The sequence below is a fragment of the Pantoea sp. 18069 genome (assembly GCF_902706035.1).
Lineage (GTDB): Bacteria > Pseudomonadota > Gammaproteobacteria > Burkholderiales > Burkholderiaceae_C > Comamonas.
The window spans coordinates 70,230-96,236 of the sequence record NZ_CACSJA010000022.1 but is presented as its reverse complement, the minus strand read 5'-3'; the positions used below and the strand labels follow the sequence as shown (position 1 = coordinate 96,236).

Sequence of the window (26,007 nt, the reverse complement as noted above, 5' to 3'; positions counted from 1 at the left end):
GGGTCGGGGCGGGCAGGATCGATCGGGTTCATGGCATCGATTGTCGCCCACGGCGCAGGCCCGATACGGCGTCAGGCCATACCACGGGACGACAGCGCACGGCGCGCATTGGTGACAGTGCGCCTGGGCGGCGCCGAAATCGCGCGGTAGGATGGAGAGATATATACCTGGGTACAAGGAGACCATTCATGCTGGGACTGATGCAGAGCCAACCGTTGCTGATCTCGTCGTTGATCGATTTCGCGGCCCGCCACCATGGCGATGCGCAAATCGTCTCGCGCCGCGTCGAGGGCGATGTTCACCGCTATACCTACCGCGACCTGTCGGCGCGCTCCAAGCAGCTTGCGAACGCGATCGAGGCGCTGGGTCTGGCGCATGGCGAGCGCGTGGCAAGCCTGGCCTGGAACGGTTACCGCCATATGGAGATGTACTTCGGCGTCAGCGGTGCGGGCCGGGTGCTGCACACCATCAACCCGCGCCTGCATCCCGACCAGATCGCCTGGATCGTGGGCCATGCCGAAGACAAGGTGCTGTGCTTCGACCTGACCTTCCTGCCGCTGGTGCAGGCCATCCATGCCAAGTGCCCGATGGTGCGCAAGTGGGTTGCGCTGTGCGACGCCGACAGGCTGCCTGCGGACTCCGGCATTCCCGGCCTCAGCAGCTACGAGTCGTGGATTGGCGAGCAGTCGGCCGACTACGTCTGGCCCCAGTTCGACGAGAACACCGCTTCGAGCATGTGCTACACCAGCGGCACCACGGGCAACCCCAAGGCCGCGCTGTACAGCCATCGCTCGACCACGCTGCACGCCTACGCGGCCGCGCTGCCCGACGTGATGGGCATTTCGGCGCGCGATGCGGTGCTGCCCGTGGTGCCGATGTTCCACGTCAATGCCTGGGGCGTGCCCTACTCGGCCGCGCTCACCGGTGCCAAGGTGGTGTTTCCCGGCCCCGCGCTCGACGGCAAGTCGCTCTACGAATTGATGGAGGCCGAAGGCGTGACCTATGCGGCCGGCGTGCCCACGATCTGGCAGATGCTGCTGGGCTACATGCAGCCCAACGGGCTGCGCTTCAGCACCCTCAAGCGCACGGTGATCGGCGGTTCGGCCTGCCCGCCGGCGATGATCACCACGTTCCAGGACGTCTTTGGCGTCGAGGTGCTGCATGCCTGGGGCATGACCGAGATGAGCCCGCTGGGCACGCTGTGCACGCTCAAGAACAAGCAGCTCGCGCTGCCCGAGGACGAGAAGATGAAGATCCTGCAAAAGCAGGGCCGGGCGATCTATGGCGTCGACATGAAGATCGTCGACGGCGACGGCAAGGAGCAGCCCTGGGACGGCAAGAGCTACGGCGATCTGCTGGTGCGGGGGCCCTGGATCATCGAGAGCTACTACAAGGGCGAAGGCAGCCCGCTGGTCCATGACGAGCAGGGCCGGGGCTGGTTTCCCACGGGTGACGTCGCGACCATAGACGCCGACGGCTTCATGCAGATCACCGACCGCAGCAAGGACGTGATCAAGTCCGGCGGCGAATGGATCAGCTCGATCGACATCGAGAACATCGCCATGGCGCATCCTGCCGTGGCCATGGCCGCCTGCATAGGCATGGCCCACCCCAAATGGGACGAGCGCCCCATCGTCGCCGTGGCGCTCAAGGCGCAGGCGAGCGTCACGCGCGAGGAATTGCTGCAGTTCTTCGACGGCAAGACTGCCAAATGGCAGATTCCCGATGATGTGGTGTTTGTCGATGCGATTCCGCTGGGCGCGACGGGCAAGATGCTCAAGACCCGGCTGCGCGAACTGCTGGTGGATTACAAGCTGCCGGGACTGTAAACACCTGGCGTTTGTCCTTCGGCCCTGCGCCAGGATGCCCTGCGCCTGCCTCTCGTTCCGGCCAAAACAACCCGCGCCATGCACTGATTGCCATGCCATTCCAGGTTTTCTGGGAATGGCCGGGCCGGTGCATGGCGCTTTTGCTTTGGCGTTGCAGGAAGTCCAGTCACTTAGGCGATAGCGGCTAGGGCAATCCCCATCCAGCCGTCCAAACTAAGCCGCTACGCTGCATCTGCTCATCCACCAATAAGGAGACAAACAATGAAGTTCGCTTTCAAGGCAGTGACGGCAGCGGTGATCCTGGCGAGTGCGGGCGGGGCGATGGCCCAGCAGGGGGAGACGGTCAAGATTGCCTGGCTTGACCCGCTTTCGGGACTGATGGCGGCGCTGGGCTCGAACCAGCTCAAGAGCTTCCAGTTCCTGGCCGAGGAGTTCAGCAAGAAGAACGCGGCCGGCGTGAAGTTCGAAGTGATAGGCATAGACAACAAGCTCAGCCCCCAGGAAACCACCAGCGCGCTGCGCTCGGCCATGGACCAGGGCGCGCGCTACGTCGTGCAGGGCAACGGCTCGGGCCCGGCGCTGGCCATCATGGATGCGCTCGAAAAGCACAATGCGCGCAACAAGGGCAAGGAGGTGGTCTACCTCAACTACGCCGCAGTCGACCCGGACCTGACGAACAGCAAGTGCAGCTACTGGCACTTCCGTCTGGACGCCGATACCTCGATGAAGATGGAGGCGCTGACCACCTACATGAAGGACCTTCCCGAGGTGAAGAAGGTCTACCTGATCAACCAGAACTACGCCCACGGCCACCAGGTCTCCAAGTACGCCAAGGACATGCTCAAGCGCAAGCGTCCCGATGTGGAGATCGTCGGCGACGACCTGTCGCCGCTGGCCCAGGTGCGCGACTTCTCGCCCTATATCGCCAAGATCAAGCAGTCGGGCGCGGATTCGGTGATCACCGGCAACTGGGGCTCGGACCTGGCGCTGCTGATCAAGGCCGCGAACGACGCGGGCCTGAACAACGTCAAGTTCTACACCTACTACGCGATCGCCACGGGCGCGCCCACGGCCATGGGCGCAGGCGCCGCGGGCAAGGTCTATGCCGTGGGTTATGGACACCTGAATCTGCCCGGCGAGATCGGCCGCATCGTCACCGACTTCAAGAAGCGCTTCAACGACGACATGTACACGGCCTCGGTCTACAACGCCTACGCGATGCTCACCGAAGCCTTCGTGCGCGCCAAGTCGACAGACCCGGTGAAGGTCGCGGCGACGATGGAAGGCATGAAGTTCAAGGGCTTCAACGGCGAAGTGGAAATGCGCAAGAGCGACCACCAGCTGCAGCAGGGGCTGTTCATCACGCGCTGGGAAAAGGCCGATGCCAAGTACCCCATGGACTCGGAAAACACCGGCTATACGCTGGCGCCGGTCAAGTACTACGAGCCCTATGTGGCGAGCACGCCGACTTCGTGCGAGATGAAGCGGCCAACTTGACCCCCCCCTGAGCGGCTGGCGCCGCTTCCCCCTGAGGGGGGGCGGCAACCTCGCTGCGGGGCGGCCCTTGCTCGGTGCCCCTGAGCTGGGTCGCGCCAGCTGCGTAGGCCGTGCGCTAGCGCGGCAGTTGCATGGGCGGTGATGCGACGCAGGGGCCCGGCCATCCCGGGTCCTCGTTTTTTAGGCCTTTACTGTGATTGAAGTCCTGCGATGAATCCTGAATTCTTGACGATCTCGCTGCTCAACGGCGTCAGCTATGGGCTGCTGTTGTTCATGCTGAGCTCAGGCCTGACGCTGATTTTCAGCATGATGGGTGTGCTCAACTTTGCCCACACCAGTTTCTACATGCTGGGCGCCTATTTCGCCTACACGCTCAGCGGCGTGCTCGGTTTCTGGCCCGCGCTGTTCATCGCCCCCTTGATGGTCGGCGCGCTCGGCGCGCTGTTCGAACGCTACAGCCTGCGCCGCGTGCACAAGTTCGGCCATGTGCCCGAGCTGCTGGTCACGTTCGGGCTGTCCTATCTGATTCTGGAGCTGGTGCAACTGGTCTGGGGCCGCGGCACCGTGCCCTATGCGCTGCCGACCCAGCTCCAGGGCCCGCTGTTCACGCTCTACGGCACGCAGTTTCCCAAGTCGCGCTCGTTCGTGATGCTGGTCGCGCTGCTGATGCTGCTGGCCGTGTGGCTGATGCTCACGCGCACGCGCATCGGTCTGGTGATCCAGGCCGCGCTCAAGCACCCCGAAATGGCGCAGGCGCTGGGCCATAACGTGCCGCGCGTGTTCATGCTGGTCTTCGGCGGCGGCTGCGCGCTCGCGGGCCTGGCCGGCGTGATCGGCGGCAACACCTATGTGACCGAGCCGGCCATGGCGATGTCGGTGGGCTCCATCATCTTCGTGGTGGTCGTGGTCGGCGGCATGGGCTCGCTCGCCGGCGCGTTCCTGGCTTCGCTGCTGATCGGCATCGTGCAGAGCTTTGCGGTCGCGCTCGATTATTCGCTGGTGCATTTCCTCGGCTCGCTGGGCGCCAAGGTCACCGACCAGACGTTTGGCTATCCCGTGCTCAAGCTCACGATTTCCCAGGTCGCGCCCATCCTGCCTTACCTGTTCCTCGTGCTGATCCTGATTTTCCGGCCCAAGGGCCTGCTTGGCACAAGAGAGGACTGAGCCATGAATACTTCTTCCACTTCTCTTGCGGCTGGCAAGGCCATGGCGCCTGACCGCCCGGCGTCGACGCCGCCGGCCTACCGTTTCAAGCCGCTGAATATCGGCCGCTTCGTGGTCTGGTCGCTGTTTGCGCTGGCGCTGGCCGTCGCGCCGCACCTGTTCACCAGCAGCCTGGCGCTGACCATGCTCAGCCAGATCGGCTACCTGATCATCATCTGCCTGTCGTACAACATCCTGCTGGGGCAGGGCGGCATGCTGAGCTTCGGCCATGCGGTCTATACCGGCATGGGCTCGTTCATTGCCATCCATGCGATGAACAAGGTCGGTGGCCTGCAGATACCACTGGTGCTGATCCCGGTGATCGGCGGGCTCGGCGGCATGTTCTTCGCCATCTTGCTGGGCTATGTGACCACGCGCAAGTCGGGCACGACGTTCGCGATGATCACGCTGGGCATAGGCGAGCTCGTAGCATCGATGGCGCTGATGTTTCCCGAGTTCTTCGGCGGCGAAGGAGGCATCACCACCGACCGCGTCTATGGCCAGCCGTTCATGGGCATGGACTTCGGCCCGGCGATCGAGGTCTATTACCTGATCGCGGTCTACTGCTTCATCTGCACGGCGCTGATGTTCGCCTTCACCGGCACGCCGCTGGGGCGCATGCTCAATGCGGTGCGCGACAACCCCGAGCGCGTCGAGTTCGTCGGCTACAACACCCAGCGCGTGCGCTACTTCTCGTTCATCATCGCCGGCTTTTTCGCCGGCATCGGCGGCGGCCTGGCGGCGATCAACTTCGAGATCATCACCGCGGCCGACAGTGTGAGCGTGATGCGTTCGGGCAGCTACCTGCTGTTCACCTTCCTGGGCGGCGCGACGTTCTTCTTCGGGCCCATCATCGGCGCGGTGCTGCTGGTGTTCGCGTCCATCCTGCTGTCCGAGCTGTCCAAGGCCTGGCTGCTGTACCTGGGCCTGGTGTTCCTGTTCATGGTGATGTATGCACCGGGCGGCGTCGCCAGCCTGATCATGATGAACCTGCGCGTGGCGAAGTTCGGCCGCCTCAAGCGGCTGCTGCCGAGCTATGCCCTGCTCACGGTCTGCGCGCTGGTGGGCGTGGCGGGCTTCGCGGCCGTGGTCGAGATGATCTACCACCTGCAGCTCAACGCGGCGCTGGGCGACCACCTGCGCTTCATGGGCCTGTTGCTGGACACGCGCAGCAGCGGCAGCTGGATAGGCGCGATTGCGCTGCTGGTGGTGGGCGGCGGCTTGTTCGAAGTGCTGCGCCGGCGCTTCGTGCGCCAGTGGAGCCAGGTCCAGGAAGAAATCGAACTGCAGATCAAGCGCGGGGAGGCGCAGCCATGACACAGACCACTTATGCGCTCGAACTCAAGGACCTGCAAAAGCGTTTCGGCAAGACCGAGATCATTCGCGGCGTGAACCTGGCCGTCGAGGCCGGCGAGCGCGTGGCCATCATCGGGCCGAACGGCGCGGGCAAGTCGACGCTGTTCAATCTGATCAGCGGCCGCTTCGAGCCGAGCAGCGGCGAAGTGCTGCTGCACGGCCAGCGCATCGACGGCAAGAAGCCGTTCGAGATCAATCGCCTGGGGCTGTCGCGCAGCTTCCAGATCACCAACATCTTTCCCAAGCTCAGCGTGTTCGAGAACCTGCGCTGCGGCGTGCTGTGGAGCATGGGCTACCGCTACAGCTTCCTGCGCTTTCTGTCGCGCCTGCACGACGCGAATGCGCGCGCCGAGCAGCTGATGCAGATGATCCAACTCGACAGGAAGCGCGATGTGCTGGCCATGAACCTGACCTATGCCGAGCAGCGCGCGCTCGAGATCGGCATCACCATCGCGGGCGGCGCGAGCGTGATCCTGCTCGACGAGCCCACGGCGGGCATGAGCAACAGCGAGACCACGCGCTTCATCCAGCTGATCAGGCAGGTCACCGAAGGGCGCACGCTGCTGACGGTGGAGCACGACATGGGCGTGGTGTTCGGCCTGGCCGACAAGATCGCCGTGGTGGTGTATGGCGAGGTGATTGCCTTCGATACACCCGACAAGGTGCGCGCGAACCCGCGCGTGCAGGAAGCTTATCTGGGATCTGCCGTGGCCGATCAGCAGGCGGGAGCGCACTGAAGATGCTGAAGATTGCCAACTTGCATGCCTATTACGGCAAGAGCCATGTGCTCCATGGCGTGGACTTCGAGGTCCGGCCCGGTGAAATCGTCGCGCTGCTGGGCCGCAACGGCTCGGGCCGCTCGACCACGGCCAAGGCCGTGATGGGCCTGGTCGACTGGGAAGGTACGCTCGAGTGGAAAGGCGAGAAGCTCCAGGGCCGCAAGGCCTACGAGATCGCCCACCGCGGCATTGGCTACGTACCCGAAAGCCGCGACGTCTTTCCCAACCTCACGGTGCACCAGAACCTGCTGCTGGGCCAGAAAGGCAAGGGCAAGGGCAGCCGCTGGAGCTTCGACGACATGTACGCGATGTTCCCGCGCCTCAAGGAGCGCCAGCACACCGAGGCCGGCGTGATGTCGGGCGGCGAGCAGCAGATGCTCACGCTGTGCCGCACGCTGATGGGCGACCCCGACCTGATCATCATCGACGAGCCTACCGAAGGCCTGGCGCCCAAGATCGTCGAACTCGTGGGCGAATACCTGCAGACGATCAAGGCGCGCGGCATCGCCGTGCTGCTGATCGAGCAGAAACTCACGATCGCCATGCGCATCTCGGACCGCGCGCTGGTGATGGGGCATGGGGCGATTGTCTTTGACGGCACGCCGGATGGCTTGCGGGCGGATGAGAAAGTGCGCAAGGAGTGGCTGGAGGTATAAAAGTAAGCACCCCCTGAGGCGCTAACGCCCTGGGCGGGCCCCGCCTTCCCCCTTTCAACCTTCGGTGGAGGGGGGCGCCCGGCTAAGGGACGACACCCTCGCTGCGGGGCGGCCCTTGCTCGGTGCCCCCACGCTGGGCCGCGCCAGTTTCACAGGACAAGCCGCTCAAACCGTTCGTCCAGAGCTTGTCGAAGGATGAACGGCCGGCTCGATAGTGCGCAACCATTCTTCGTCATGGCCAGGATGTATGCCAACCCCCTTGTCCCAGGCGAGACAAACCCCACTGGTCATTTGCGCCCAAGTTTCTACAATAAAACGCACGATCGTTCTTTTCCATTCCACAAGGGACAACCGCATGAGCGCTGACTACCAGAAGGACGGCTCCATCGCCGTCATCACGCTGAACAATCCGCCGGTCAACGGCCTGGGCCTGGCCACGCGCCGCGCCGTCGTCGAGGGGCTGAACCGGGCGAATGCCGATGCGAGCATCGAGGCGATCATCATCACGGGCGCGGGCAAGGCGTTTTCGGGCGGGGCCGACATCACCGAGTTCGGCACCGAGCGCGCGACCCAGGAGCCCCATCTGCTGTCCGTGATCAAGGTGATCGAGCAGTCGGCCAAGCCGGTGGTCGCCGCGATCCATTCGGTCTGCATGGGCGGGGGGCTGGAGCTGGCCATGGGTTGCCACTACCGTGTGGTCGCGCCCAAGACGGCCGTCGCGCTGCCCGAAGTCAAGCTCGGCCTGCTGCCCGGTGCCGGCGGCACGCAGCGCCTGCCGCGCCTGCTGGGGCTGGAAACGGCGTTGAACATGATCGTCAGCGGCGAAGCGGTGCAAAGCGAAATGCTCGCGGCCATTCCCGGCCAGAAGCTGTTCGATCTGGTGGCGGCTTCGGCGGAGTCGCTGCCGTCCGAGGCGCGCGCCTTTGCCCAGAAGATCGCTGCCCAGCGCCCGCTGCCGCTGGTGCGCAACCTGCCGTGCAAGCACCCCCAGGCCGAGGCCTATCTGCAGTTCGCGCGCAATATGGTCAAGGGCATGGCGAAGAATTTCCCCGCGCCCGGCAAGTGCGTCGATGCGGTGGCTGCATCCGTGGGCAAGTTCGACGCGGGCATGCAGACCGAGCGCGAGCTGTTCACCCATTTGATGTTCACGCCCGAGTCGCGTGCGCTGCGCCACCTGTTCCTGGCCGAGCGCGCGGCGTCGAAGATTGCCGACGTGCCTTCGGGCACGGCGCAGCGCGAAGTTCGCAGCGTGGGCGTGATCGGTGCGGGCACCATGGGCGGCGGCATTGCGATGAACTTCCTCAACGCCGGCATTCCCGTGGCCATCCTGGAAACCAGGCAGGAAGCGCTGGACCGCGGTGTGGCAACGATTCGCAAGAACTACGAATCGCAGGTCAAGAAGGGCAAGCTCAAGCCCGAGAAGTACGAAGAGCGCATGGCGCTGCTGAGCACCACGCTGTCCTATGACGACCTCAAGCACGCCGACCTGATCATCGAAGCCGTGTTCGAGGAGCTGGGCGTGAAGGAAACCGTGTTCAAGCAGCTCGACGCCGTGGCCAAGCCCGGCGCGATTCTCGCGTCCAACACCTCGACGCTCGATGTCGACAAGATCGCCGCGTTCACCCAGCGCCCGCAGGACGTGGTGGGCATGCACTTCTTCAGCCCGGCCAACGTGATGAAGCTGCTCGAAGTGGTGCGCGGCAAGGAAACCGCCAAGGATGTGCTGGCCACCGTGATGCAGCTGGCCAAGAAGATCAGGAAGACGGCCGTGGTGTCGGGCGTTTGCGACGGCTTCATCGGCAACCGCATGATCGAGCAGTACAGCCGCCAGGCCGGTTTCCTGCTCGACGAAGGCGCGACGCCCCAGCAGGTCGACAAGGCCGTGGAGAAGTTCGGCTTCGCGATGGGACCGTTTCGCATGGGCGATCTCGCGGGCAACGATATCGGCTGGGCGATACGCAAGCGCCGCGCCGTGGAGCGCGCCGACATGAAGTACAGCGCGACGGCCGACCGACTCTGCGAACTGGGCCGCTTTGGCCAGAAGACCGGCGCGGGCTGGTACGACTATGAGGCTGGCAAGCGCGACGCGATTCCTTCCGATCTGGTCAACAAGATGATCGAGCAGCACCGCAAGGACAACGGCATCACGCCGCGCAAGATTTCCGACGAGGAAATCGTGCAGCGCCTGGTGTTCTCGCTGGTCAATGAAGGCGCGCACATTCTCGAGGACGGCATCGCAGGCAAGTCCGGCGACATCGACATGGTCTATCTCACGGGCTATGGCTTCCCCATCCACCGCGGCGGCCCCATGCATTACGCGGGCGAAGTCGGCCTGGTCAACGTGGTCCAGGCAATGAACCGCTTTGCACAGAACCCGCACGACGATGCGGCGTTCTGGCAACCCGCGCCGCTGCTGGCCCGGCTTGCAGCCGAAGGCAAGACCTTTCAGTAAGCGTTGCCAGACGAACGAATTCCCAAGGATATTCCATGACTTCCGCAGTGATTGTTTCCACCGCCCGCACCCCCCTGGCCAAGAGCTGGAAGGGTGCGTTCAACATGACCCACGGCGCGACGCTGGGCGGCCATGCCGTCAGGCACGCCGTGCAGCGCGCCGGCATCGATGCCGCCGCCGTCGATGACGTGATCATGGGCTGCGCCACGCCCGAAGGCGCGACCGGCGCCAACATCGCGCGCCAGATCGCGCTGGCCGCGGGCCTGCCCGTGACCACCTCGGGCATGACCATCAACCGTTTCTGTTCGTCGGGGCTGCAGACCATCGCCACCGCGGCCCAGCGCATCATCGCCGGCGAAGGCGAAGTCTATGTGGCCGGCGGCGTCGAGTCGATCTCCTGCGTGCAGCAGGAAATGAACCAGCACATGCTGCAGGACCCGGCGCTGCTGCGCAGCAAACCCGAGATCTACTGGAGCATGCTGCAGACTGCCGAGACCGTGGCCCAGCGCTATGGCATTGGCCGTGATGCCATGGACGAATACGGCGCGGGCAGCCAGCAAAAAGCCTGCGCAGCCCAGGCCGCGGGCCTGTTCGACGCGGAAATCGCGCCCATCACCGTCACGGCCGGCGTGGTCGACAAGCTGCGCGGCCTGATCACGCGCGAAGTCACCGTGGACAAGGACGAAGGCACGCGCGAAGGCACGACCAAGGAAGGCATCAGCGGCCTGCGCAGTGCCTTGCCCGGCGGCCTGATCACGGCCGGCAATGCGAGCCAGTTCTCCGACGGCGCGGGCGCCTGCGTCGTTGTGAGCGAAGACTATGCGGGGCGCAACGGCCTCACGCCCCTGGGGCGCTTCCTGGGCTTCGCGGTCGCGGGCTGCGAGCCCGATGAAATGGGCATTGGCCCGGTGTTCGCCGTGCCCAAGGTGCTCAAGAAGCTGGGCCTGAAGGTAGAGGACATCGATCTGTGGGAGCTCAACGAGGCGTTTGCCGTGCAGGTGCTCTACTGCCGCGACAAGCTGGGCATTCCGGCCGATCGCCTGAACGTCAACGGCGGCGCGATCGCGCTGGGCCACCCCTATGGCGTCTCGGGCCAGCGCCTCACGGGCCATGCGCTGATCGAAGGCAAGCGCCGCGGCGCCAAGCGGGTGTGCGTGACCATGTGCATTGGCGGGGGCATGGGCGCGGCCGGTATTTTCGAAGTGCTGTAAGCGCTTGGGTTGATATGTTCCGGGCCGCATGTTGCGGCCCGATTTGTTTCTATGAGTGAGGAGTGGACCATGGGTTTGCGCGCGACGCTGGATTTCCTTTTGTACGACTGGCTGGAGGTGCAAGCGCTGAACGCGCGCGAGCGCTTTGCCGACCATTCGCGTGAAACGTTCGACGCGGTGCTCGACACCTGCGAGCGCATCGCGCGCGACAAGTACGCGCCGTTCAACCGCACCGTCGATACCGAGGAGCCGCGCTTCGACGGCGAGAAAGTCATCCTGCCGGCCTGCACGCACGCCGCGCGTCTGGCCTATGCCGAGTCGGGCATGCTCGGCGCGGCCCAGGATTACGACATTGGCGGCATGCAGCTGCCGTATACGCTCGAGTCGGCGGCCAACAGCTTCTTTGCCGCGGCTTCCGTGAGCATAGGCTCCAACATGCTGACCTCGGGCAATGCGAGCGCGCTGATGGCGCATGGCAGCGATCTGCAGAAGCAGGTCTTCGCGCTCAATGAATTCAACGGCCGCTGGGCCGGCACCATGTGCCTGTCCGAGCCGCAGGCCGGCTCTTCGCTGTCCGATATCGCAACGCGCGCAACGCTGGACGGCGAGGGCGCCGAGGACGATCCGCTGGGCCCGCGCTTTCGGCTCAAGGGCAACAAGATGTGGATCTCGTCGGGCGACCATGAGCTCACCGAGAACATCGTGCACCTGGTGCTGGCCAAGATTCCCGGCGCCGATGGCCAGCTGCCGCCGGGCGTCAAGGGCATCTCGCTGTTCATCGTGCCCAAGCAGCTCGTCGACACCGCAGGCGCGCTGACCGGCGAGCGCAACGACGTCGCGCTCGCGGGCCTGAACCACAAGCTCGGCTGGCGCGGCACCACGAACACCTTGCTCAATTTCGGCGAAGGCAAATACCCGGTGCGCGGCGCGGCCGGCGCGATCGGCTACTTGGTGGGCGAGCCCGGCAAGGGCCTGCAGTGCATGTTCCACATGATGAACGAGGCGCGCATCTCGATCGGCATGGCCGCGACCATGCTGGGCCTCGCGGGCTACTACGCGAGCCTCGACTACGCGCAGAACCGTCCGCAGGGCCGCCCCATGGGAGCCGGCGGCAAGGACGCGACCCGGCCCCAGGTGCGCATCATCGAGCACGCCGACGTCAAGCGCATGCTGCTGGCGCAAAAAGCCTATGGCGAAGGCGCGCTGGCGCTGAACCTCTACTGCGCGCGCCTGGTGGACGAGCAGCACACCGGTGATGCGCAGGCCGCCGACGAGGCGCGGCTGCTGCTCGAGGTGCTGACGCCGATCGCCAAGAGCTGGCCCAGCGAGTTCTGCCTCGAGGCCAATTCGCTGGCGATACAGATCCACGGCGGCTATGGCTATACGCGCGACTTCCAGGTCGAGCAGTACTGGCGCGACAACCGGCTCAACATGATCCACGAAGGCACGCACGGCATCCAGGCCATGGACCTGCTGGGCCGCAAGGTGCGCATGGACAACGGCCGCGGCCTGCAGCTGCTGGCCGCGCGCATTGAAGCCAGCATTGTGGCGGCGACGCACGTTCCCGAGCTGGCCGAGTCGGCCCGGGAACTCGCCGCCGCGCTGCAGCAGGCGCTGGCCGCGACCGAGGCCGCCTGGGCCACGGGCGATCCGGGTGAAGCGCTGGCCAACGCCGTGCCCTATATGCAGGCGCTGGGCCATGTGGTGCTGGCCTGGATGTGGCTAGACGTCGCCCGCGCCACGCTGGGCGGCGATGCGCAGTCGCCCGCGAACACCGGCCGGCGCACGGCGGCGCGCTATTTCTTCCGCTACGAGCTGCCGCGGATTGGCGCCTGGCTCAACGTGGTGCGCACGCGCGACATGACCTGCGCGGACATGGACGAAGCCGGGTTCTGAGACAGGACCGCGCGGCTATGCGGCCGACCATGCGCTGCTGCAGGCATGGACGATGGCCATCGGGCAAAGGGCGGGCCACCCACCCGCTGCCCCCTTTCTGGGAGCCGAGTGCCCGGTTTGCCCAGGCCGCGCCCGGCACCAGGCGCTGAGTTCCATCAGCCCAGTTGCAGCGAGAGATCGTCCTTGATCTCCTCCATGACGACATAGCTGTGCGATTCCGCAGGCACGGGCAGCCGCTTCAAGATGGTGCCCAGCAGCTGACGGTATTCCGCCATGCCACGCAGCCTGAACTTCACCAGGTAGTCAAAGCCACCCGAAACGAGGTGGCACTCCATCACTTCTGGCACCAGCAGCAATTCCCGTTTGACGCGCTCGAAGACTTCCTCGGACTTCGTGGTCAGCTTGATCTCCACGAACACCAGCAGTGCCTTGCCCACCGCCGCAGGACTGACGCGCGCGTGGTAGCCCGTGATGACCTTGTCGCGCTCCAGCCGGCGCACCCGCTCCGCACACGCCGATGCGGAAAGGCCGATGTGCTCCGCCAGTTCGGTGATGGACATTCGCCCATTTTTCTGCAGCTGGGACAGGATTTTGAGATCCAATTTATCCAGATCGCTCATTCAACGGCCTTCTTCGATAAATTCACATTGCAAAAGTGAAATACACGGAGATTGTACAAAAAGTCCGTTAAATACACAAGGTGATAACTCATATAGTCGCTGAATTCATTGGCTACTGTGGATTTCTCCATGAAAATCGTTGTTTTGGGTAGTGGGGTGGTGGGCACGGCAACGGCATACTATTTGTCCCAGGCCGGGGCCGAGGTCACCGTGGTGGATCGCCAGCAGGCCGCAGGGCTGGAGACCAGCTTTGCCAACGCCGGCCAGGTGTCGCCCGGCTACTCCACGCCATGGGCGGCCCCGGGCATTCCGCTCAAAGCCTTGAAGTGGATGTTTCAAAAACACGCGCCCCTGGCCGTGCGTCCGGACGGCAGCCTCTGGCAGTTGCAGTGGATTGCGGCCATGCTGCGCAATTGCACGGATCAGCGCTATGTCATCAACAAGGAGCGCATGATGCGCGTGGCCGAATACAGCCGCGACTGCCTGCGTGATTTGCGTGCGTCCACGGGTATCGAGTACGAACACCGCACGGGAGGTACGCTGCAGCTGTTCAGAACGCAGGCGCAGCTCGAAGCGGCCAAGCGCGACATTGCCGTTTTGGAGGAATGCGGCGTGGCCTACGAGCTGCTCGATGCGTACGGCGTGGCAGCTGCGGAGCCTGCGCTCGCATTCTCCCGCAGCCCCTTGGCCGGTGGCCTGCGCCTGCCCGGCGACGAGACCGGCGACTGCCAGATGTTCACCCGCGAACTCGCCCGGCTGGCACAGCAAAACGGCGTGAAGTTTCAATTTGGCCAGCAGGTCAGCGCGCTCGCCAGCGATGGGCGCCGCATTCTTGGCGTGAAGGTGGGCCAGGAGCTGATCCAGGCCGATCGCTATGTTCTGGCGATGGGCAGCTATTCGCGCGACATGCTGCAGCCCCTGGGCCTGAATATTCCCGTTTATCCCGTCAAGGGCTACTCGCTGACGATTCCGGTGGTCGACGAATCCCTCGCGCCGGTATCCACCGTGCTGGATGAGACCTACAAGATTGCCATCACCCGCTTCGACGAGCGTATCCGTGTCGGCGGAATGGCGGAACTCAGTGGATTCGATCTGGGCCTGAACCCGGCGCGGCGCGCCACCCTGGAGATGGTCACGCGCGACCTGTTCCCCGGCGGCGACTTGGAGCGCGCCTCTTTCTGGACAGGATTGCGCCCCATGACGCCCGACGGCACGCCCATCATCGGCGGAACGCGGTATCACAACCTCTTCCTGAACACCGGACACGGCACCCTGGGCTGGACCATGGCCTGCGGCTCGGGAAAGCTGATTTCCGACATCATCACCGGCCGCACGCCCGCAATCAATCCGGCGGGCCTGGCGCTCAACCGCTACGCGCACGCCGCGCCGCGCGCACGCCACACTTTCCCGGTGTCAGCATGAGCCGCCCGGCCCGCGCTTTCATCGACTTGGCCGCGCTCGCGCGCAACTATGGCGTGGCGCGCAGCCAGCATGGCGGTCGCACGCTCGCCATTCTCAAAGCGGACGCCTACGGCCACGGCGCAGTGCAATGCGCCCACCACCTGGCGCCCCAAGCCGACGGCTTCGGCGTGGCCTTCGGGGAGGAGGCCGCGGCGTTGCGCGAGAGCGGGATTCAATCTCCCATCCTGGTGCTGGAAGGGTTCTTCTCCGAGCACGAGCTGCAGCAGTTTCACCAGCAACGACTGTGGACCGTGGTGCACCACGAAGAACAGCTGCAGATGCTGGAGCACGCCAGGCTGCCTGCCAAGAGCCTGGACGTCTGGCTCAAGGTCGACACCGGCATGCGACGCGCGGGCTTTGGCCTGGCGGCCATCCGCAGCGCCCATGCGCGCCTGAGCGCCTGCGTGGCCGTGAACCGCATTGTGCTGATGACGCACTTTGCGCGCGCCGATGAGCTGGACGTGGACATGACCCGGCAGCAGATCCACGCGTTCGATACGGCCACGCAGCATCTCGCGGGCGACCGCAGCCTGTGCAACTCGGCCGGCATCCTGGCATGGCCTGGCGCGCGCCGGGACTGGGGCCGCTGCGGCATTGCGCTGTATGGCGCCAGCCCCTTGGCGCAGCCCCGTGCAAGGCTGTCGCCCGTCATGCGCCTGGAAAGCGAGATTTTCGCGGTGCGTGACATCCTGCCCGGCGACTGCGTCGGCTATGGCGGCAGCTTCACCGCGGATCGCCCCATGCGCATCGGACTGGTCGCCATGGGCTATGCGGATGGCTATCCCCGGGCTGCGGGCAACGGCACGGCCGTCGGTATCGACGGTGCGCGCAGCACCATCGTCGGGCGGGTTTCCATGGACATGCTCGCGGTCGACCTCACCGAGCTGCCCGGCTGCGGCATCTCCAGCAAGGTCGAATTCTGGGGCGAGAACATCGCCATCAACGAGGTCGCGGCCCGTGCGCAGACCATTTCCTATGAGCTGTTGTGCAATGTGAAGCGCGTGCGCAAGGTCTACACGGGAGCGCGTCCGGGGCAGTAAGCTCAGGCCGTGACGACCACGAAGTACACCTTTTTGACGAACTCGTCCACTTCCCAGTGGCCCTTGTAGCCTTCGGGCATGACGAAGGGGTCGCCCGCTTTCAGGGCGTGCACCGTGCCGTCCGGGTCGACGACGCGGCAGCTGCCCTCCACGATGTGGCAGAACTCGATGTAGCCGGTGGTGTCCGAGCGGAAGCTGCCTGCGGTGGCTTGCCAGACACCGGCCGAGGCCTTGCCGCCATGGCCTTCGAAGGCATTCATGGTCAGGGTCCGGGTGTGGCCCGACAGCGGGCGCTTGGGCACGCCTGCAACGGGGTCGATCAGTTCGGCAGTGTGCCAGCGCACCAGCTTGGGTTGAGGGCTTGTCATGGAATCGGTGCTCATGGGAATGGAAGGGGAGGCGATGCAATCCGCGGGCCGCCGCGCCGTCAGGCGCGAAACCGCGAGAGGCGAAAGGCGTGGTGCTCGACGGTGGTCGCCGTGCCTTGCACCAGCTCGGCCAGCAGCTCGCCGGCGGCCGGGCCTATGCCAAAACCGTGGCCACTGAAGCCGGTGCCAATGAAGAAACCCGGGATGGAGTCCACCGCCGAGATCACGGGCAGGGCGTCGGGCGTGACGTCCATCATGCCGCCCCAGGCCTGGGCCACCTCCACGCCTTCAAAAATCGGGAACGCCTTTTGCAGTTGGCGCAGGGCGGCGTGCACGGAGCCCGGGTTGGGTCCGGGGTCTAGCGTGCGGGTTTTCTCGAACGGCGTGGGCTTGTCGAGTGCAAAGCACGTGGGTGTGAACAGCTCCTGAAAGAAGCGCCGCCCGAAGCGGATCTTGAGGAGCTGCTTTTGCGCCATCCAGGCGCGCAGGTACAGAGGCAGCAGGCGAAAGCTGTCGGGCGTCACGTCGGCCACCGAGGCCGAGAGCTTGGAGACCGTGTAGCCACCATCCGCACGGGGGCGGCAGGTGAAGTCCTTGCCGTTGATGGGCAGGTCCAGCTGGGTGGGGCGGGCCTGCGTGCGCAGAGCGGAGCCATGCACCTTGAGCTGCGGCAGGAAGACGCCGGTGTTGCCGCACATCAGGCGGCTCCAGGCGCCGCCGGCGAGCACGACGCGCGTCGCCGCCACGCGGCCGTGCTCGGTGACCACGCCCGCGACTCGGCCGGCGACGATGTCCAGACCGCGCACCGCGCACTGTTCAAAGATCTGGCAGCCCGCGGCCCGCGCCAGTTGCGCGATGCCGGCGGTGGCAAGCTGGGGTTCGGCCACGCCGTCCTCGTCGCTGTGCAGTGCACTGGTCCATGGGCGCTTGGAAGGTTCGGCCAGCATCTTCTGCACGGCCTCTCCGGTGAGCAGGCGCACGCCCGTGGGGTGCTGGCGGGCCGAGGCCAGCCACGCTTCGTGCTCGGCCTGGTCGGCCGCGTTCTCGCCCAGGTAGGCCAGACCGATCTGCCGGTAGCCCACGTCCACCTGTTGCTGGATCTCGCGCCAAAGGCTGTTGGCGCGGCGCGCCAGTGGCAGCTCCGCAGGGTCGCGGCCTATGCTGCGGATCCAGCCCCAGTTGCGCGACGACTGTTCGCCCGCGAGTACGCCTTTTTCAAAGACGGCGACGCGCAGGCCGGCCTTGGTCAGTGCCCAGGCCGTGCTGATGCCGATGATGCCGCCGCCAATGATGGCGACGTCGACTTGCTGTGGAAGTGAGGAAGACATGGTGCGGGAAAAGGAGGAAATGAAAAGAAGCCGGCTCAGCCGGGATGGCCCATTGCGTCGCGCAGCCGATACCACTGCAGCGCGGCCATCGCGCTGAGCTGGCGCACGGGGTACAGGGGCAGCCGCTTGACGGGCGTGACGGGAAACTCCAGCGCCGAGGCGGGCGTGTCGCGCACGGCCTCGCTCAGCACCCGCCCGAGGGTCGTGCCCATGGCCACGCCACGGCCGCAGTAGCCGTACGCGGTCCACAGCCCGTCGGCCAGTTGGTGCAGGTGGGGCAGGTCGTCTATGGTCATGCCCACGCGGCAGGCCCAGCCGTGGGTGAAGGGCAGGTCGTTCAAATGCGGGAAGCGCTCGCATGCCGCTTTGCGCAGTTGCTCGCGGGTGGCGGGGTCGAGGTGGTCGCCGTTGCGGCCCCGTCCGCCAATGACGAAGCGCCCCTCGGGATCGATGCGGCAGTAATAGGTGATCTTGCGGGTTTCGGAAATCCCCGCGCGCAGCGGCAGCAGGCTTTGCTGCAGGGCCGCGGGCAGCGGATCGGTGGCGATCTGCGCACTGGCCACATTCACATAAGACTGCGCGACCTGGGGGACCAACCGGTCGGTGTACGCATCGGTCGCCACGATGACTTTCCGGGCGTGCACCGCATGGCCGTTGATTTGCAGCTGAAATCCGCGCGACACGCTGGTGATGGCCTGCACCGGCGAATGCTCGTAGAGCGTGGCGCCCAGATCGGCCGCCGCGCGTGCCAGGCCGCGCGCATACTCCAGCGGCTGCACGGCGCCCGCACTTTCCTCGAGCAAGCCGCTGGGCCAGTAGTCGGAGCCGGTGGCGGCGCGCACCGCGTCCCGGTCGAGATAGCGCGTGGTGCCTCCGTGGGCGTTGATCTCGCGCGAGCGGCGGGCCAGGTAGTCGCTGGAGGCCTGCGAATACGCGCCCTGCAACCAGCCATTGCGCGTGGGGTGGCAGTCGATCCGGTGGCGCTCCACGAGCGCGAACAACTCGTCGGCGCAGCCGTAGCCCAGGCGCATCATGCGGCGCGCGGCCTGTTCGCCAAAGCGCTTGATCAGCGCCGAGGGAAGGGGCTTGAAGCCGGGGACGACCTGGCCGCCATTGCGGCCCGAGGCGCGGTGGCCGACTTCAAAGGCCTCGAACAGCGCGACCTGCACGCCGGCCTGGGCCAGGTGCAAGGCGGCCGACAGTCCGGTGACGCCGCCGCCGATGACGGCCACGTCGACCTGCAGGGGCGCTTGCACCGCCATGCCGGTGGCGCGCGGTGATGCCGTGGCGGCCCAGAGCGACGCGCAGGGCGCGAAAAGTTCGGCGCCCATGGCCTTACCCGGCATGCGTGACGCGGCGCAGGAAGTCCTGCATGCGTTCATTGCGCGGCTGGGTCAGCACCTGCTCGGAAGGGCCTTGCTCGGCAATGCGGCCGCCGTCGAGGAACAGCACACGGTCAGAGACCTCGCGGGCGAACTTCATCTCATGGGTCACGATGACCATGGTCATGCCTTTTTCCGCCAGCTTGCGCATGACTCCCAGCACTTCGCCGACCAGTTCCGGGTCCAGCGCCGACGTGGGTTCGTCAAACAGGATGGCGTCGGGCTGCATGGCCAGAGCGCGCGCAATCGCCACGCGCTGCTGTTGCCCACCCGAGAGCTGGTTGGGGTAATGGGCCATCTTTTCCGCCAGGCCCACGGAGGCCAGGATGTCGCGCGCACGTTCCCTGGCCTGGGCAACGCTCTCGTTCTTGACGTGGACCGGCCCTTCCATCACGTTTTCCAGCGCGGTGCGGTGCGGGAAAAGGTTGAAGCGCTGGAACACCATGGCCACGCGCTGGCGGATCTGCCGGATACTGGCCGAGTCCGCGTCCACGCGCACGTCGTCAATGGTGATGCGGCCGCCCTGGTACTGCTCTAGGCCGTTGATGCAGCGCAGCATGGTCGACTTGCCCGAGCCCGACGGGCCGATCAGGCAGACCACTTCGCCGTGCCGGATCTCGGCGTCGATGTTCGACAGCACCTGATGGGCGCCGTAGGACTTGCTCAGTTGCTCGATCTTGATCATTTGCGGTTCCCCAGACGGCGCTCGAGCTTGCCCACGCCATACATCATGGGCAGGCTCATGGCGAGATAAATCAGGGCCACCAGCGTGAAGATGGTGGCGCTCTTGAACGTGGCGGCAGAGATCAGCTTGCTTTGCATCGACAGTTCGACGACGGTGATGACGGCGGTCTGGGAAGAGTCCTTGAGCATCATCACCAGGTTGTTGCCGTAGGGGGGCAGCGCGATCTTGAACGCCTGCGGGAAGATCACGCGGCGCATCACCTTGGCGCGCGACATGCCCAGCGATTGCGCGGCCTCGTACTGGCCCACGTCCACGGCGTCGATGCCCGCGCGGAACACTTCGGCCATGTACGACGAGTACGCAATGCCCAGACCCAGCGCACCGGCCTGGAATGCGCTCAGGCTGATGCCGAAGTCGGGCAGCACGAAGTACATGTAGAACAGCACGACGACGATAGGCACGCCGCGGATCAGGTTGGTGAGAATGCGGCTGGCATGGGCCAGGGGGCGTATGCCCGAAACGCGCAGCAAAGCCCAGAAAAGGCCTAAAAGCGTGGCGATGAGCAACGCAGCAACGGTGATGGCGATGGTCGTCAAGACCCCCTGCATGAGGACAGGAAGGTACTCAACCGCATCGCTGAAAAAAGTGTCGAACATTTCAGGCGCCTTGGCAAAAAGGAACAGGGTCTGCGCAGCCCCGGCACCCGGCAAGTGCGGGGCAGGCGCAGGTGGGCGGTCGCGTTACTGCGGCACGCCCCACTTTTTCAGGATGTCGGCCAGCACGCCGTTCTGTTTGATCTTGGCAATGGCGGCGTTGAGCTTGGCCAGCGTCTCGGTGTCGCCCTTGCGCACGGCCAGGGCGATGTCGGTGGCCAGCAGGCTCTCGTAGGTATCGACCAGGCGCACCTGCTTGGAGGCGGACATGCGCACCTGGTAGGCCACGACCGGGCCGTCGCCGAAACCGGCTTCCAGGCGGCCCAGGGCGATGTCGCGCACCAGATCGGCCATGGTGTCGTACATCTTCAGTTCCTTGAATCCCTGGACGGCCTTGAGCGGCTCGACATAGGACGTGCCCATCTGCACGCCAACGATCTTGCCCTTGAGGTCGTCGTAGTTGCGATAGGCCTTGGTGTCATTCACGGGCACCAGCAGGGCTTCCTTGTAGGTCAGCACGATGTCGGAGAAGTCCACCACTTCGGCGCGCGCGGGGGTCTTGGCGAAGGCCGACGAGATCATGTCGATCTTTTTCGTCTGCAGCGACGGGATCAGCGTGGCGAAGGGGATGCCCGAGATCTCGGGCGTGACGCCCAGTTCCTTGCCCACCGCTTGGGCCACGTCCACCATCACGCCTTCCAGCGTGTTGGTCTTGGGGTTGAGGAAGTTGAAGGGCACGGCGGTCGGCGTCGCGCCGACCTTGATGACGGCTTGCTGCGCGTGGGCTGAGGAAAAGGCGAAGGCCACGCAGGCCGCAGCCACCAGCGATTTCAGGGCAATTTTCAACATGAGAAGCTTTCAGTGGTTGGATGTTTGCGGAATGCATCTGTCGGTGGTTGTCGTATTGCTATTCAATACGAATGAATTGCTTAGCGATTCATTGACGCAATGGTAGTCAAGAATGCGCGGATAGGTGCGGTGTTTTATCGGAAAAAAATAAGTGATTACCCGTGGATTCACTGGTTTTTGCCTGATTCTTTGGTCCTCAAGGGGAATGTTGAATCGTATTTCTATACAGTAGACGTATATCTTTAAGCGATACAACCATGAGCACTGTGAACCCGGAATCGTCCACCCTGTACGTGCAGTCGCTGGCCACTGGCGTGTCGGTGTTGAAAGCGTTCAACTCCGAGCGCTCGTCCATGAGCCTGCCGGAGATCGCTGCGGCGGTCGGCATCTCCAAGAGCGCGGCCCAGCGGTTTGCGTTCACGCTGGAAGCGCTGGGCATGCTGAACAAGGACCCGCACTCGAAGCGGTACTCGCTGTCGTCGGCGAACCTGGACGCGGGCTACCAGTACCTGCAGTCCCACCCCCTGCTCGAGCGCGCTAACCCCTATCTGCTGGACCTGAACCAGCGCTGCGGCGAGACGGTGAACCTGGCCGAACCCGCGGGCGACAGCATGGTGTACATCGGGCGCTTCTCCAGCCTGGTGCGCTTGATCATGCACATGCCCATCGGTCAGCGCATTCCCATGTTCTGTGCCTCGACGGGCCGCACCTATTTGTCCGGCCTGTCCGACGATGAAGCGCACACCATCCTGTCGCGCAGCGACCGGGTGCGCTACACGCCGAAAACGGTCACCGATGTGGATGCGTTGATGGCGCTCGTGCAGCGCGCGCGCGAAGACGGCTTTGCGTACTGCGACGAGGAGTTCTACCGCGGCGATCTGGCCCTGGCGGTACCGGTGAGGGATGGGGCGGGCAACATCATTGCCGGGCTCAACCTGTCCGTGTCGTCGACGGCATGGACCGTCAAACGCGCGATCGCCAAATTCGTGCCGCTGATGCTGGAGACGGCGCGCCTGATCTCCACCACGCCGCCCAACGTGGCAGCGCAGCGGCCGTTTCGCACGGAGCTGCGGATACCGCGGGGCGAGGGCGGGTCGGATGCGGGGGCGCAGAGCCCGCTTCGCAGCTGAGCACCCCCTGCGCTGGGCCGCGCGCTGCAGTCCGGGCTGTAGGTCCAACAGCCTGTGGGTTCTGGCGTTGGCGCCTCAACCGATACGCGTAAAAATCTGACAAAAATTCATAGGTTAAAACTATTAATATTTAATTTTAATTAAATAACTGCATTGCAAACCCGCCATGCAGGCCCCATCGCCATGCTGAATGCAAGCCCTCTCGATGCCCCTGCCACGCAGAACTACACCCCGCTGATGATTGCCTCCGGCATGGGGCGATGGGACGAGGTGAAAGCCTTGCTTGCCGCCGGCGCCGACGTTCAGGCAAGGGCCTGCGACGGGGCGACCCCGCTGATGCTCGCGGCCTGCCATGGGCACCTGCAAGTGGTTGATATGCTGCGGCAAGCGGGTGCCGACATTCATGCCAGGGCCCACAGCGGGGACACTGCGCTGATGCTCGCTGCGGGCGAGGGGTACCTGGCCGTGGTGGATGCACTGCGGGAAGCGGGCGCGGACATTCATGCCAGGAATCTTGATGGCGCCAGTGCGCTGATGCTTGCGGCGGGCCGCGAGCATGTGCCCGTGGTCAGCGCGCTGCTGCAAGCGGGTGCGGACATCGATGCCAGAACCCACCTCGGGGATACCGCGTTGATGCTGGCGGCGCTCCTTGGACGCCTGGCTGCGGTGCAGGCGCTGCTGAAAGCGGGTGCGGACATTCATGCCACAACCGATGCGGGCTGGACCGCGCTGCTGTTCGCGGCTTACGGCGAGCATGCGGACATGGTGAACGCGCTGCTGCAAGCGGGTGCGGACATTCATGCCAGGAACCAGGATGGCGACACCGCGCTGACGATTGCGGCGGGCCACGGAAACTTGACGATCATGAACGCGTTGTTGGCCGCGGGTGCGGATATCGAGGCCCAAACCGCTGAGGGTGAGACCGCGCTGATGATGGCGGCCGGCACCGGGCTGTCGACCGCAGTGTCTGCACTGGCGAGCGCCGGAGCAACGGTCGATGTGGTCGACAACGACGGCAATACCGCGCTGATGCACGCGACATACGGTGGGCAATGGGCCTCGGCGGATGTATTGCGCACCTACGGAGCGGATCTGCATGCCGCCAACCATCAGGGGGAAACACCGGCGTCCTGCATCGCGGATTTATTCGGGGGCGTGGACATCAATGCCCTGGACGATGACGGCTTGACTCCGCTGATGTTCGCCGCGCAACGCGGGTACTGGACGCTGGTGGAATTGCTGCTGGCCCCGGGGACTGGCGACTGCGATCGCTCGGGCGGCCCGGATGGCGGGAATGCGCCAGGCCAACGGTTCGACAGCGACTGGCATGGCGACAGTGACCGGGACGATGGCAGTGCCGGCCCGAATGACGCTGCCTGCGCCATGGGCGATGGGGAATATGGCGATGAAAGCCGGCCGTTGACCGACTACGCGCAAGCCTGCGAGGCGATGGCAAATGGCTCCTGGTGCATGCCCCAGTAGCGGCTGTCGGCAGGTGCCTGCGCGGTCCGTGCGCTGGCGCAGCAGGCCGGTGAGGTTCCAGCTGAGGCGCAGGCCGAAATCAAAAAATCCTGACAACACAAAATAGTTTAAAACTATTAAAATTTAATTTTATTAATTAAATTAAATCATCCGGCAAGCCTTGGTTTGCGCCGCTTCACATCCACAGACCATGCCGAACAACACAACACCTATCCATGCCACCGACCGCAACGGCCGCATCGCCCGGGAGACCGATGCGCGCGACGAGCGGGCCGTCGCCGAACTGGTGACAGCCGGAGTGGACATCAATGCCCTCGATGCAAAGGGTTGCACCAGGCTGATGAACTCGGTGGGCGAAGGCCGTCTGGGCATGATGAAAGCACTGCTGAAAGCGGGTGCGGACGTCGATGCCCGGGACCAAAACGGCAATACTGCACTGACACTGGCCACGATGCGCGAAGACCTGCCTGCGATAGCCGTGCTGCTGGGTGCCGGCGCGAACGTGGATGCGAGGGACGCGGTCAACACCACCGCGCTGATGCTCGCGGCGAGCATCGGAAATCCGGACATGGTGGACGCGTTGCTGGCAGGGGGCGCCGACATGGAAGCCGCCACCGATTCGGGTCGGACGCCGTTGCTGACGGCGGCCTGCAATGGACACCTGGGCGTGGTGCACGCGCTGGTGCAAGCGGGCGCCGACATTGAAGCCGCCACCGATTCGGGTGTGACGCCGTTGCTGACGGCGGCCTGCAATGAACACCTGGGCGTGGTGCACGCGCTGGTGCAAGCGGGCGCCGACATTGACGCCGCCACCGATTCGGGTGTGACGCCGCTGATGATAGCGGCCGGCAATGGATACCTGGGCGTGGTGCGCGCGCTGTTGCAAGCGGGCGCCGACACGGGTGCCAGGGACGAACATGGCTACACCGCGCTGATGAACGTAGCGTGTCTTGGAAATGCGGACATGGTCGACGCGTTGCTGGCAGGGGGCGCTGACATTGAAGCCGCCTCCGATTCTGGTTTTACGCCGCTGCTGATTGCAGTCCACGAGGGACACCTGGGCATGGTGCACGTGCTGTTGCAAGCGGGGGCCGACACGCGTGCCAGGACCGAAGAGGGCGATACCGCGCTGATGCTGGCGGCAGAGAAAGGATACTTGCTGGTGCTTCAGGCGTTGCTGGCTGGGGATGTGGACATCCATGCCAGATCCGGAGACGGCGCTACTGCGCTGATTCGTGCGGCCTATTATGGGCAGCCGGAAATCCTGGCTCTGCTGGCGGCGGCAGGGGCAGGAATCGATGCGGTCGACAACGACGGCAACACTGCGCTGATGCACGCCGCATGGATGGAGGAATGGGAGTTAATGGATATCCTGCGTTTTCATGGCGCGGATATGCATGCCGCCAACCATGTGGGCGAGACGCCTGCGGGGATCGTGCAGGAAATGCTGGAGTCAATAGACGTCAACGCTCCCTTGGGTGGCGACCTGCCCCTGTTGATGATCGCGGCGCAAGAGGGGTATTTGACCCTGATAGAAGCGCTGGTGGCGGCGGGCGCGGATGTCGATGCCGCAGTCCATGACGGAGACACTGCGTTGATGCATGCGGTACGCGCTGGGCAATGGGGCGCAATGGACAGCCTGCGCAGCCTCGGAGCGGATGTGCATGCGGCCAACTCCCACGGCATCACCCCTTTTGCGGCCGCGATGCAAACTTTGCACACGGCTGCGGACGGTCGCCATGCCCAAGACCACTACGCTTCGGCCTCGTTGATGCGTTTGGCGCAAAGTGGGAGCTGGACCCAGTTGGAAGTGCTGCTGGCCGCGGCAGCGGACAGTGATGCCGTCGACAGCGCCGCGCGCAGCTTCGATGAGCGCAATGGGACCGATGAGGGTGGCGGTCTGGATGACGCTGCCGGCGCAATGGGCGGCTGGGAGCATGGCGTTGAAAGCGGGCCGCTGTCAGACCCTCCGGTCGAGGCGATGGAAAGTGCGGACCTGACGGGGGTCAGGGTGGAGGACGCGAGCTTCCACAGCCATTGAGCTGCGGACCTCGAAGGCGGCGTCGCGTCCGTGATCAAAAAAGTCGCGATGAAATACCAATAAGTTATTGAAATATAAATAAATGGATT

General features: G+C 64.8%; 21 protein-coding genes. 14 read left to right on the top strand and 7 right to left on the bottom strand.

The window, feature by feature from the left end:
* Positions 1-188 precede the first annotated feature (188 nt).
* The 9 genes from GVL12_RS17275 to GVL12_RS17235 all read left to right on the top strand — a co-directional run bounded on the left by GVL12_RS17275 (position 189) and on the right by GVL12_RS17235 (position 12,879).
* Entirely contained in the window at positions 189-1,829 is a 1,641-nt protein-coding gene (locus GVL12_RS17275) for a 3-(methylthio)propionyl-CoA ligase (RefSeq protein ID WP_159916262.1), read from the top strand.
* Positions 1,830-2,090: 261 nt separating this feature from the next.
* A complete protein-coding gene (locus tag GVL12_RS17270; protein WP_159916260.1) occupies positions 2,091-3,326 on the top strand; it encodes a branched-chain amino acid ABC transporter substrate-binding protein in 1,236 nt (411 codons plus the stop codon).
* A 210-nt stretch (positions 3,327-3,536) separates the two neighbouring features.
* Positions 3,537-4,490 (top strand): branched-chain amino acid ABC transporter permease, encoded by a 954-nt coding sequence (locus tag GVL12_RS17265; RefSeq protein ID WP_159916258.1) that lies wholly within the window; start codon positions 3,537-3,539, stop codon positions 4,488-4,490.
* A gap of 3 nt (positions 4,491-4,493) precedes the next feature.
* Complete coding sequence (locus GVL12_RS17260) at positions 4,494-5,846, top strand: branched-chain amino acid ABC transporter permease (protein WP_200843848.1); 1,353 nt, start codon at positions 4,494-4,496, stop codon at positions 5,844-5,846.
* Entirely contained in the window at positions 5,843-6,622 is a 780-nt protein-coding gene (locus GVL12_RS17255; RefSeq protein ID WP_159916256.1) for an ABC transporter ATP-binding protein, read from the top strand. The genes GVL12_RS17260 and GVL12_RS17255 overlap by 4 nt, the downstream gene beginning before the upstream one ends.
* Before the next feature lie 2 nt (positions 6,623-6,624).
* A complete protein-coding gene (locus tag GVL12_RS17250; protein ID WP_159916254.1) occupies positions 6,625-7,320 on the top strand; it encodes an ABC transporter ATP-binding protein in 696 nt (231 codons plus the stop codon).
* Between the two features lie 355 nt (positions 7,321-7,675).
* On the top strand, positions 7,676-9,772 hold the full coding sequence (locus tag GVL12_RS17245) for a 3-hydroxyacyl-CoA dehydrogenase NAD-binding domain-containing protein (protein ID WP_159916252.1): 2,097 nt from the start codon (positions 7,676-7,678) through the stop codon (positions 9,770-9,772).
* Between the two features lie 35 nt (positions 9,773-9,807).
* Positions 9,808-10,983 carry an acetyl-CoA C-acyltransferase gene (locus tag GVL12_RS17240; RefSeq protein WP_159916250.1) on the top strand — a complete coding sequence of 392 codons (1,176 nt, stop codon included), beginning with the start codon at positions 9,808-9,810 and terminating at the stop codon, positions 10,981-10,983.
* A 69-nt stretch (positions 10,984-11,052) separates the two neighbouring features.
* Positions 11,053-12,879 (top strand): acyl-CoA dehydrogenase, encoded by a 1,827-nt coding sequence (locus tag GVL12_RS17235; protein ID WP_159916248.1) that lies wholly within the window; start codon positions 11,053-11,055, stop codon positions 12,877-12,879.
* Between the two features lie 155 nt (positions 12,880-13,034).
* Here the strand turns inward: GVL12_RS17235 and GVL12_RS17230 are convergent, their stop codons facing one another.
* On the bottom strand, positions 13,035-13,499 hold the full coding sequence (locus GVL12_RS17230) for an AsnC family transcriptional regulator (protein WP_159916246.1): 465 nt from the start codon (positions 13,497-13,499) through the stop codon (positions 13,035-13,037).
* Positions 13,500-13,628: 129 nt separating this feature from the next.
* On the opposite strand from GVL12_RS17230, the gene GVL12_RS17225 reads away from it, so the two are divergent.
* A complete protein-coding gene (locus tag GVL12_RS17225; RefSeq protein WP_159916244.1) occupies positions 13,629-14,921 on the top strand; it encodes a D-amino acid dehydrogenase in 1,293 nt (430 codons plus the stop codon).
* Positions 14,918-16,000: an alanine racemase gene (gene alr / locus GVL12_RS17220; RefSeq protein WP_159916242.1), complete on the top strand. Its 1,083-nt coding sequence runs from the start codon at positions 14,918-14,920 to the stop codon at positions 15,998-16,000. Before GVL12_RS17225 ends, alr begins: the two co-directional genes overlap by 4 nt.
* 2 nt (positions 16,001-16,002) lie before the next feature.
* Here alr and GVL12_RS17215 read toward each other — a convergent pair whose 3' ends face one another.
* The 6 genes from GVL12_RS17215 to GVL12_RS17190 all read right to left on the bottom strand — a co-directional run bounded on the left by GVL12_RS17215 (position 16,003) and on the right by GVL12_RS17190 (position 21,265).
* Positions 16,003-16,368, bottom strand: a complete 366-nt coding sequence (locus GVL12_RS17215; protein WP_159916240.1) for a cupin domain-containing protein — start codon at positions 16,366-16,368, stop codon at positions 16,003-16,005.
* A gap of 59 nt (positions 16,369-16,427) precedes the next feature.
* Positions 16,428-17,696, bottom strand: coding sequence for an FAD-binding oxidoreductase (locus GVL12_RS17210; RefSeq protein ID WP_159916238.1), 1,269 nt, complete (start codon positions 17,694-17,696; stop codon positions 16,428-16,430).
* Between the two features lie 35 nt (positions 17,697-17,731).
* Complete coding sequence (locus tag GVL12_RS17205; protein ID WP_159916236.1) at positions 17,732-19,027, bottom strand: FAD-binding oxidoreductase; 1,296 nt, start codon at positions 19,025-19,027, stop codon at positions 17,732-17,734.
* A 4-nt stretch (positions 19,028-19,031) separates the two neighbouring features.
* Complete coding sequence (locus GVL12_RS17200) at positions 19,032-19,763, bottom strand: amino acid ABC transporter ATP-binding protein (protein WP_159916234.1); 732 nt, start codon at positions 19,761-19,763, stop codon at positions 19,032-19,034.
* Positions 19,760-20,419 carry an amino acid ABC transporter permease gene (locus GVL12_RS17195; protein ID WP_159916232.1) on the bottom strand — a complete coding sequence of 220 codons (660 nt, stop codon included), beginning with the start codon at positions 20,417-20,419 and terminating at the stop codon, positions 19,760-19,762. Before GVL12_RS17195 ends, GVL12_RS17200 begins: the two co-directional genes overlap by 4 nt.
* 84 nt (positions 20,420-20,503) lie before the next feature.
* The gene (locus tag GVL12_RS17190) at positions 20,504-21,265 is read right to left on the bottom strand and encodes an ABC transporter substrate-binding protein (protein WP_159916230.1); all 762 of its coding nucleotides are present in this window, start codon (positions 21,263-21,265) and stop codon (positions 20,504-20,506) included.
* Positions 21,266-21,522: 257 nt separating this feature from the next.
* Between GVL12_RS17190 and GVL12_RS17185 the strand changes: the two genes are divergently transcribed.
* From GVL12_RS17185 to GVL12_RS17175, 3 genes are all read left to right on the top strand, one after another.
* Entirely contained in the window at positions 21,523-22,395 is an 873-nt protein-coding gene (locus GVL12_RS17185; protein ID WP_200843846.1) for an IclR family transcriptional regulator, read from the top strand.
* 183 nt (positions 22,396-22,578) lie between these two features.
* Positions 22,579-23,877 (top strand): ankyrin repeat domain-containing protein, encoded by a 1,299-nt coding sequence (locus GVL12_RS17180; RefSeq protein ID WP_235033895.1) that lies wholly within the window; start codon positions 22,579-22,581, stop codon positions 23,875-23,877.
* 190 nt (positions 23,878-24,067) lie between these two features.
* The gene (locus GVL12_RS17175) at positions 24,068-25,918 is read left to right on the top strand and encodes an ankyrin repeat domain-containing protein (RefSeq protein ID WP_159916226.1); all 1,851 of its coding nucleotides are present in this window, start codon (positions 24,068-24,070) and stop codon (positions 25,916-25,918) included.
* Positions 25,919-26,007 lie beyond the last annotated feature (89 nt).

Coding starts and splice junctions, on each gene's coding strand:
- GVL12_RS17275 (WP_159916262.1), top strand. CDS start 189: ATGCTGGGACTGATGCAGAGCCAACCGTTGCTGATCTCGTCGTTGATC.
- GVL12_RS17270 (WP_159916260.1), top strand. CDS start 2,091: ATGAAGTTCGCTTTCAAGGCAGTGACGGCAGCGGTGATCCTGGCGAGT.
- GVL12_RS17265 (WP_159916258.1), top strand. CDS start 3,537: ATGAATCCTGAATTCTTGACGATCTCGCTGCTCAACGGCGTCAGCTAT.
- GVL12_RS17260 (WP_200843848.1), top strand. CDS start 4,494: ATGAATACTTCTTCCACTTCTCTTGCGGCTGGCAAGGCCATGGCGCCT.
- GVL12_RS17255 (WP_159916256.1), top strand. CDS start 5,843: ATGACACAGACCACTTATGCGCTCGAACTCAAGGACCTGCAAAAGCGT.
- GVL12_RS17250 (WP_159916254.1), top strand. CDS start 6,625: ATGCTGAAGATTGCCAACTTGCATGCCTATTACGGCAAGAGCCATGTG.
- GVL12_RS17245 (WP_159916252.1), top strand. CDS start 7,676: ATGAGCGCTGACTACCAGAAGGACGGCTCCATCGCCGTCATCACGCTG.
- GVL12_RS17240 (WP_159916250.1), top strand. CDS start 9,808: ATGACTTCCGCAGTGATTGTTTCCACCGCCCGCACCCCCCTGGCCAAG.
- GVL12_RS17235 (WP_159916248.1), top strand. CDS start 11,053: ATGGGTTTGCGCGCGACGCTGGATTTCCTTTTGTACGACTGGCTGGAG.
- GVL12_RS17230 (WP_159916246.1), bottom strand. CDS start 13,499: ATGAGCGATCTGGATAAATTGGATCTCAAAATCCTGTCCCAGCTGCAG.
- GVL12_RS17225 (WP_159916244.1), top strand. CDS start 13,629: ATGAAAATCGTTGTTTTGGGTAGTGGGGTGGTGGGCACGGCAACGGCA.
- alr (WP_159916242.1), top strand. CDS start 14,918: ATGAGCCGCCCGGCCCGCGCTTTCATCGACTTGGCCGCGCTCGCGCGC.
- GVL12_RS17215 (WP_159916240.1), bottom strand. CDS start 16,368: ATGACAAGCCCTCAACCCAAGCTGGTGCGCTGGCACACTGCCGAACTG.
- GVL12_RS17210 (WP_159916238.1), bottom strand. CDS start 17,696: ATGTCTTCCTCACTTCCACAGCAAGTCGACGTCGCCATCATTGGCGGC.
- GVL12_RS17205 (WP_159916236.1), bottom strand. CDS start 19,027: ATGGGCGCCGAACTTTTCGCGCCCTGCGCGTCGCTCTGGGCCGCCACG.
- GVL12_RS17200 (WP_159916234.1), bottom strand. CDS start 19,763: ATGATCAAGATCGAGCAACTGAGCAAGTCCTACGGCGCCCATCAGGTG.
- GVL12_RS17195 (WP_159916232.1), bottom strand. CDS start 20,419: ATGTTCGACACTTTTTTCAGCGATGCGGTTGAGTACCTTCCTGTCCTC.
- GVL12_RS17190 (WP_159916230.1), bottom strand. CDS start 21,265: ATGTTGAAAATTGCCCTGAAATCGCTGGTGGCTGCGGCCTGCGTGGCC.
- GVL12_RS17185 (WP_200843846.1), top strand. CDS start 21,523: ATGAGCACTGTGAACCCGGAATCGTCCACCCTGTACGTGCAGTCGCTG.
- GVL12_RS17180 (WP_235033895.1), top strand. CDS start 22,579: ATGCTGAATGCAAGCCCTCTCGATGCCCCTGCCACGCAGAACTACACC.
- GVL12_RS17175 (WP_159916226.1), top strand. CDS start 24,068: ATGCCGAACAACACAACACCTATCCATGCCACCGACCGCAACGGCCGC.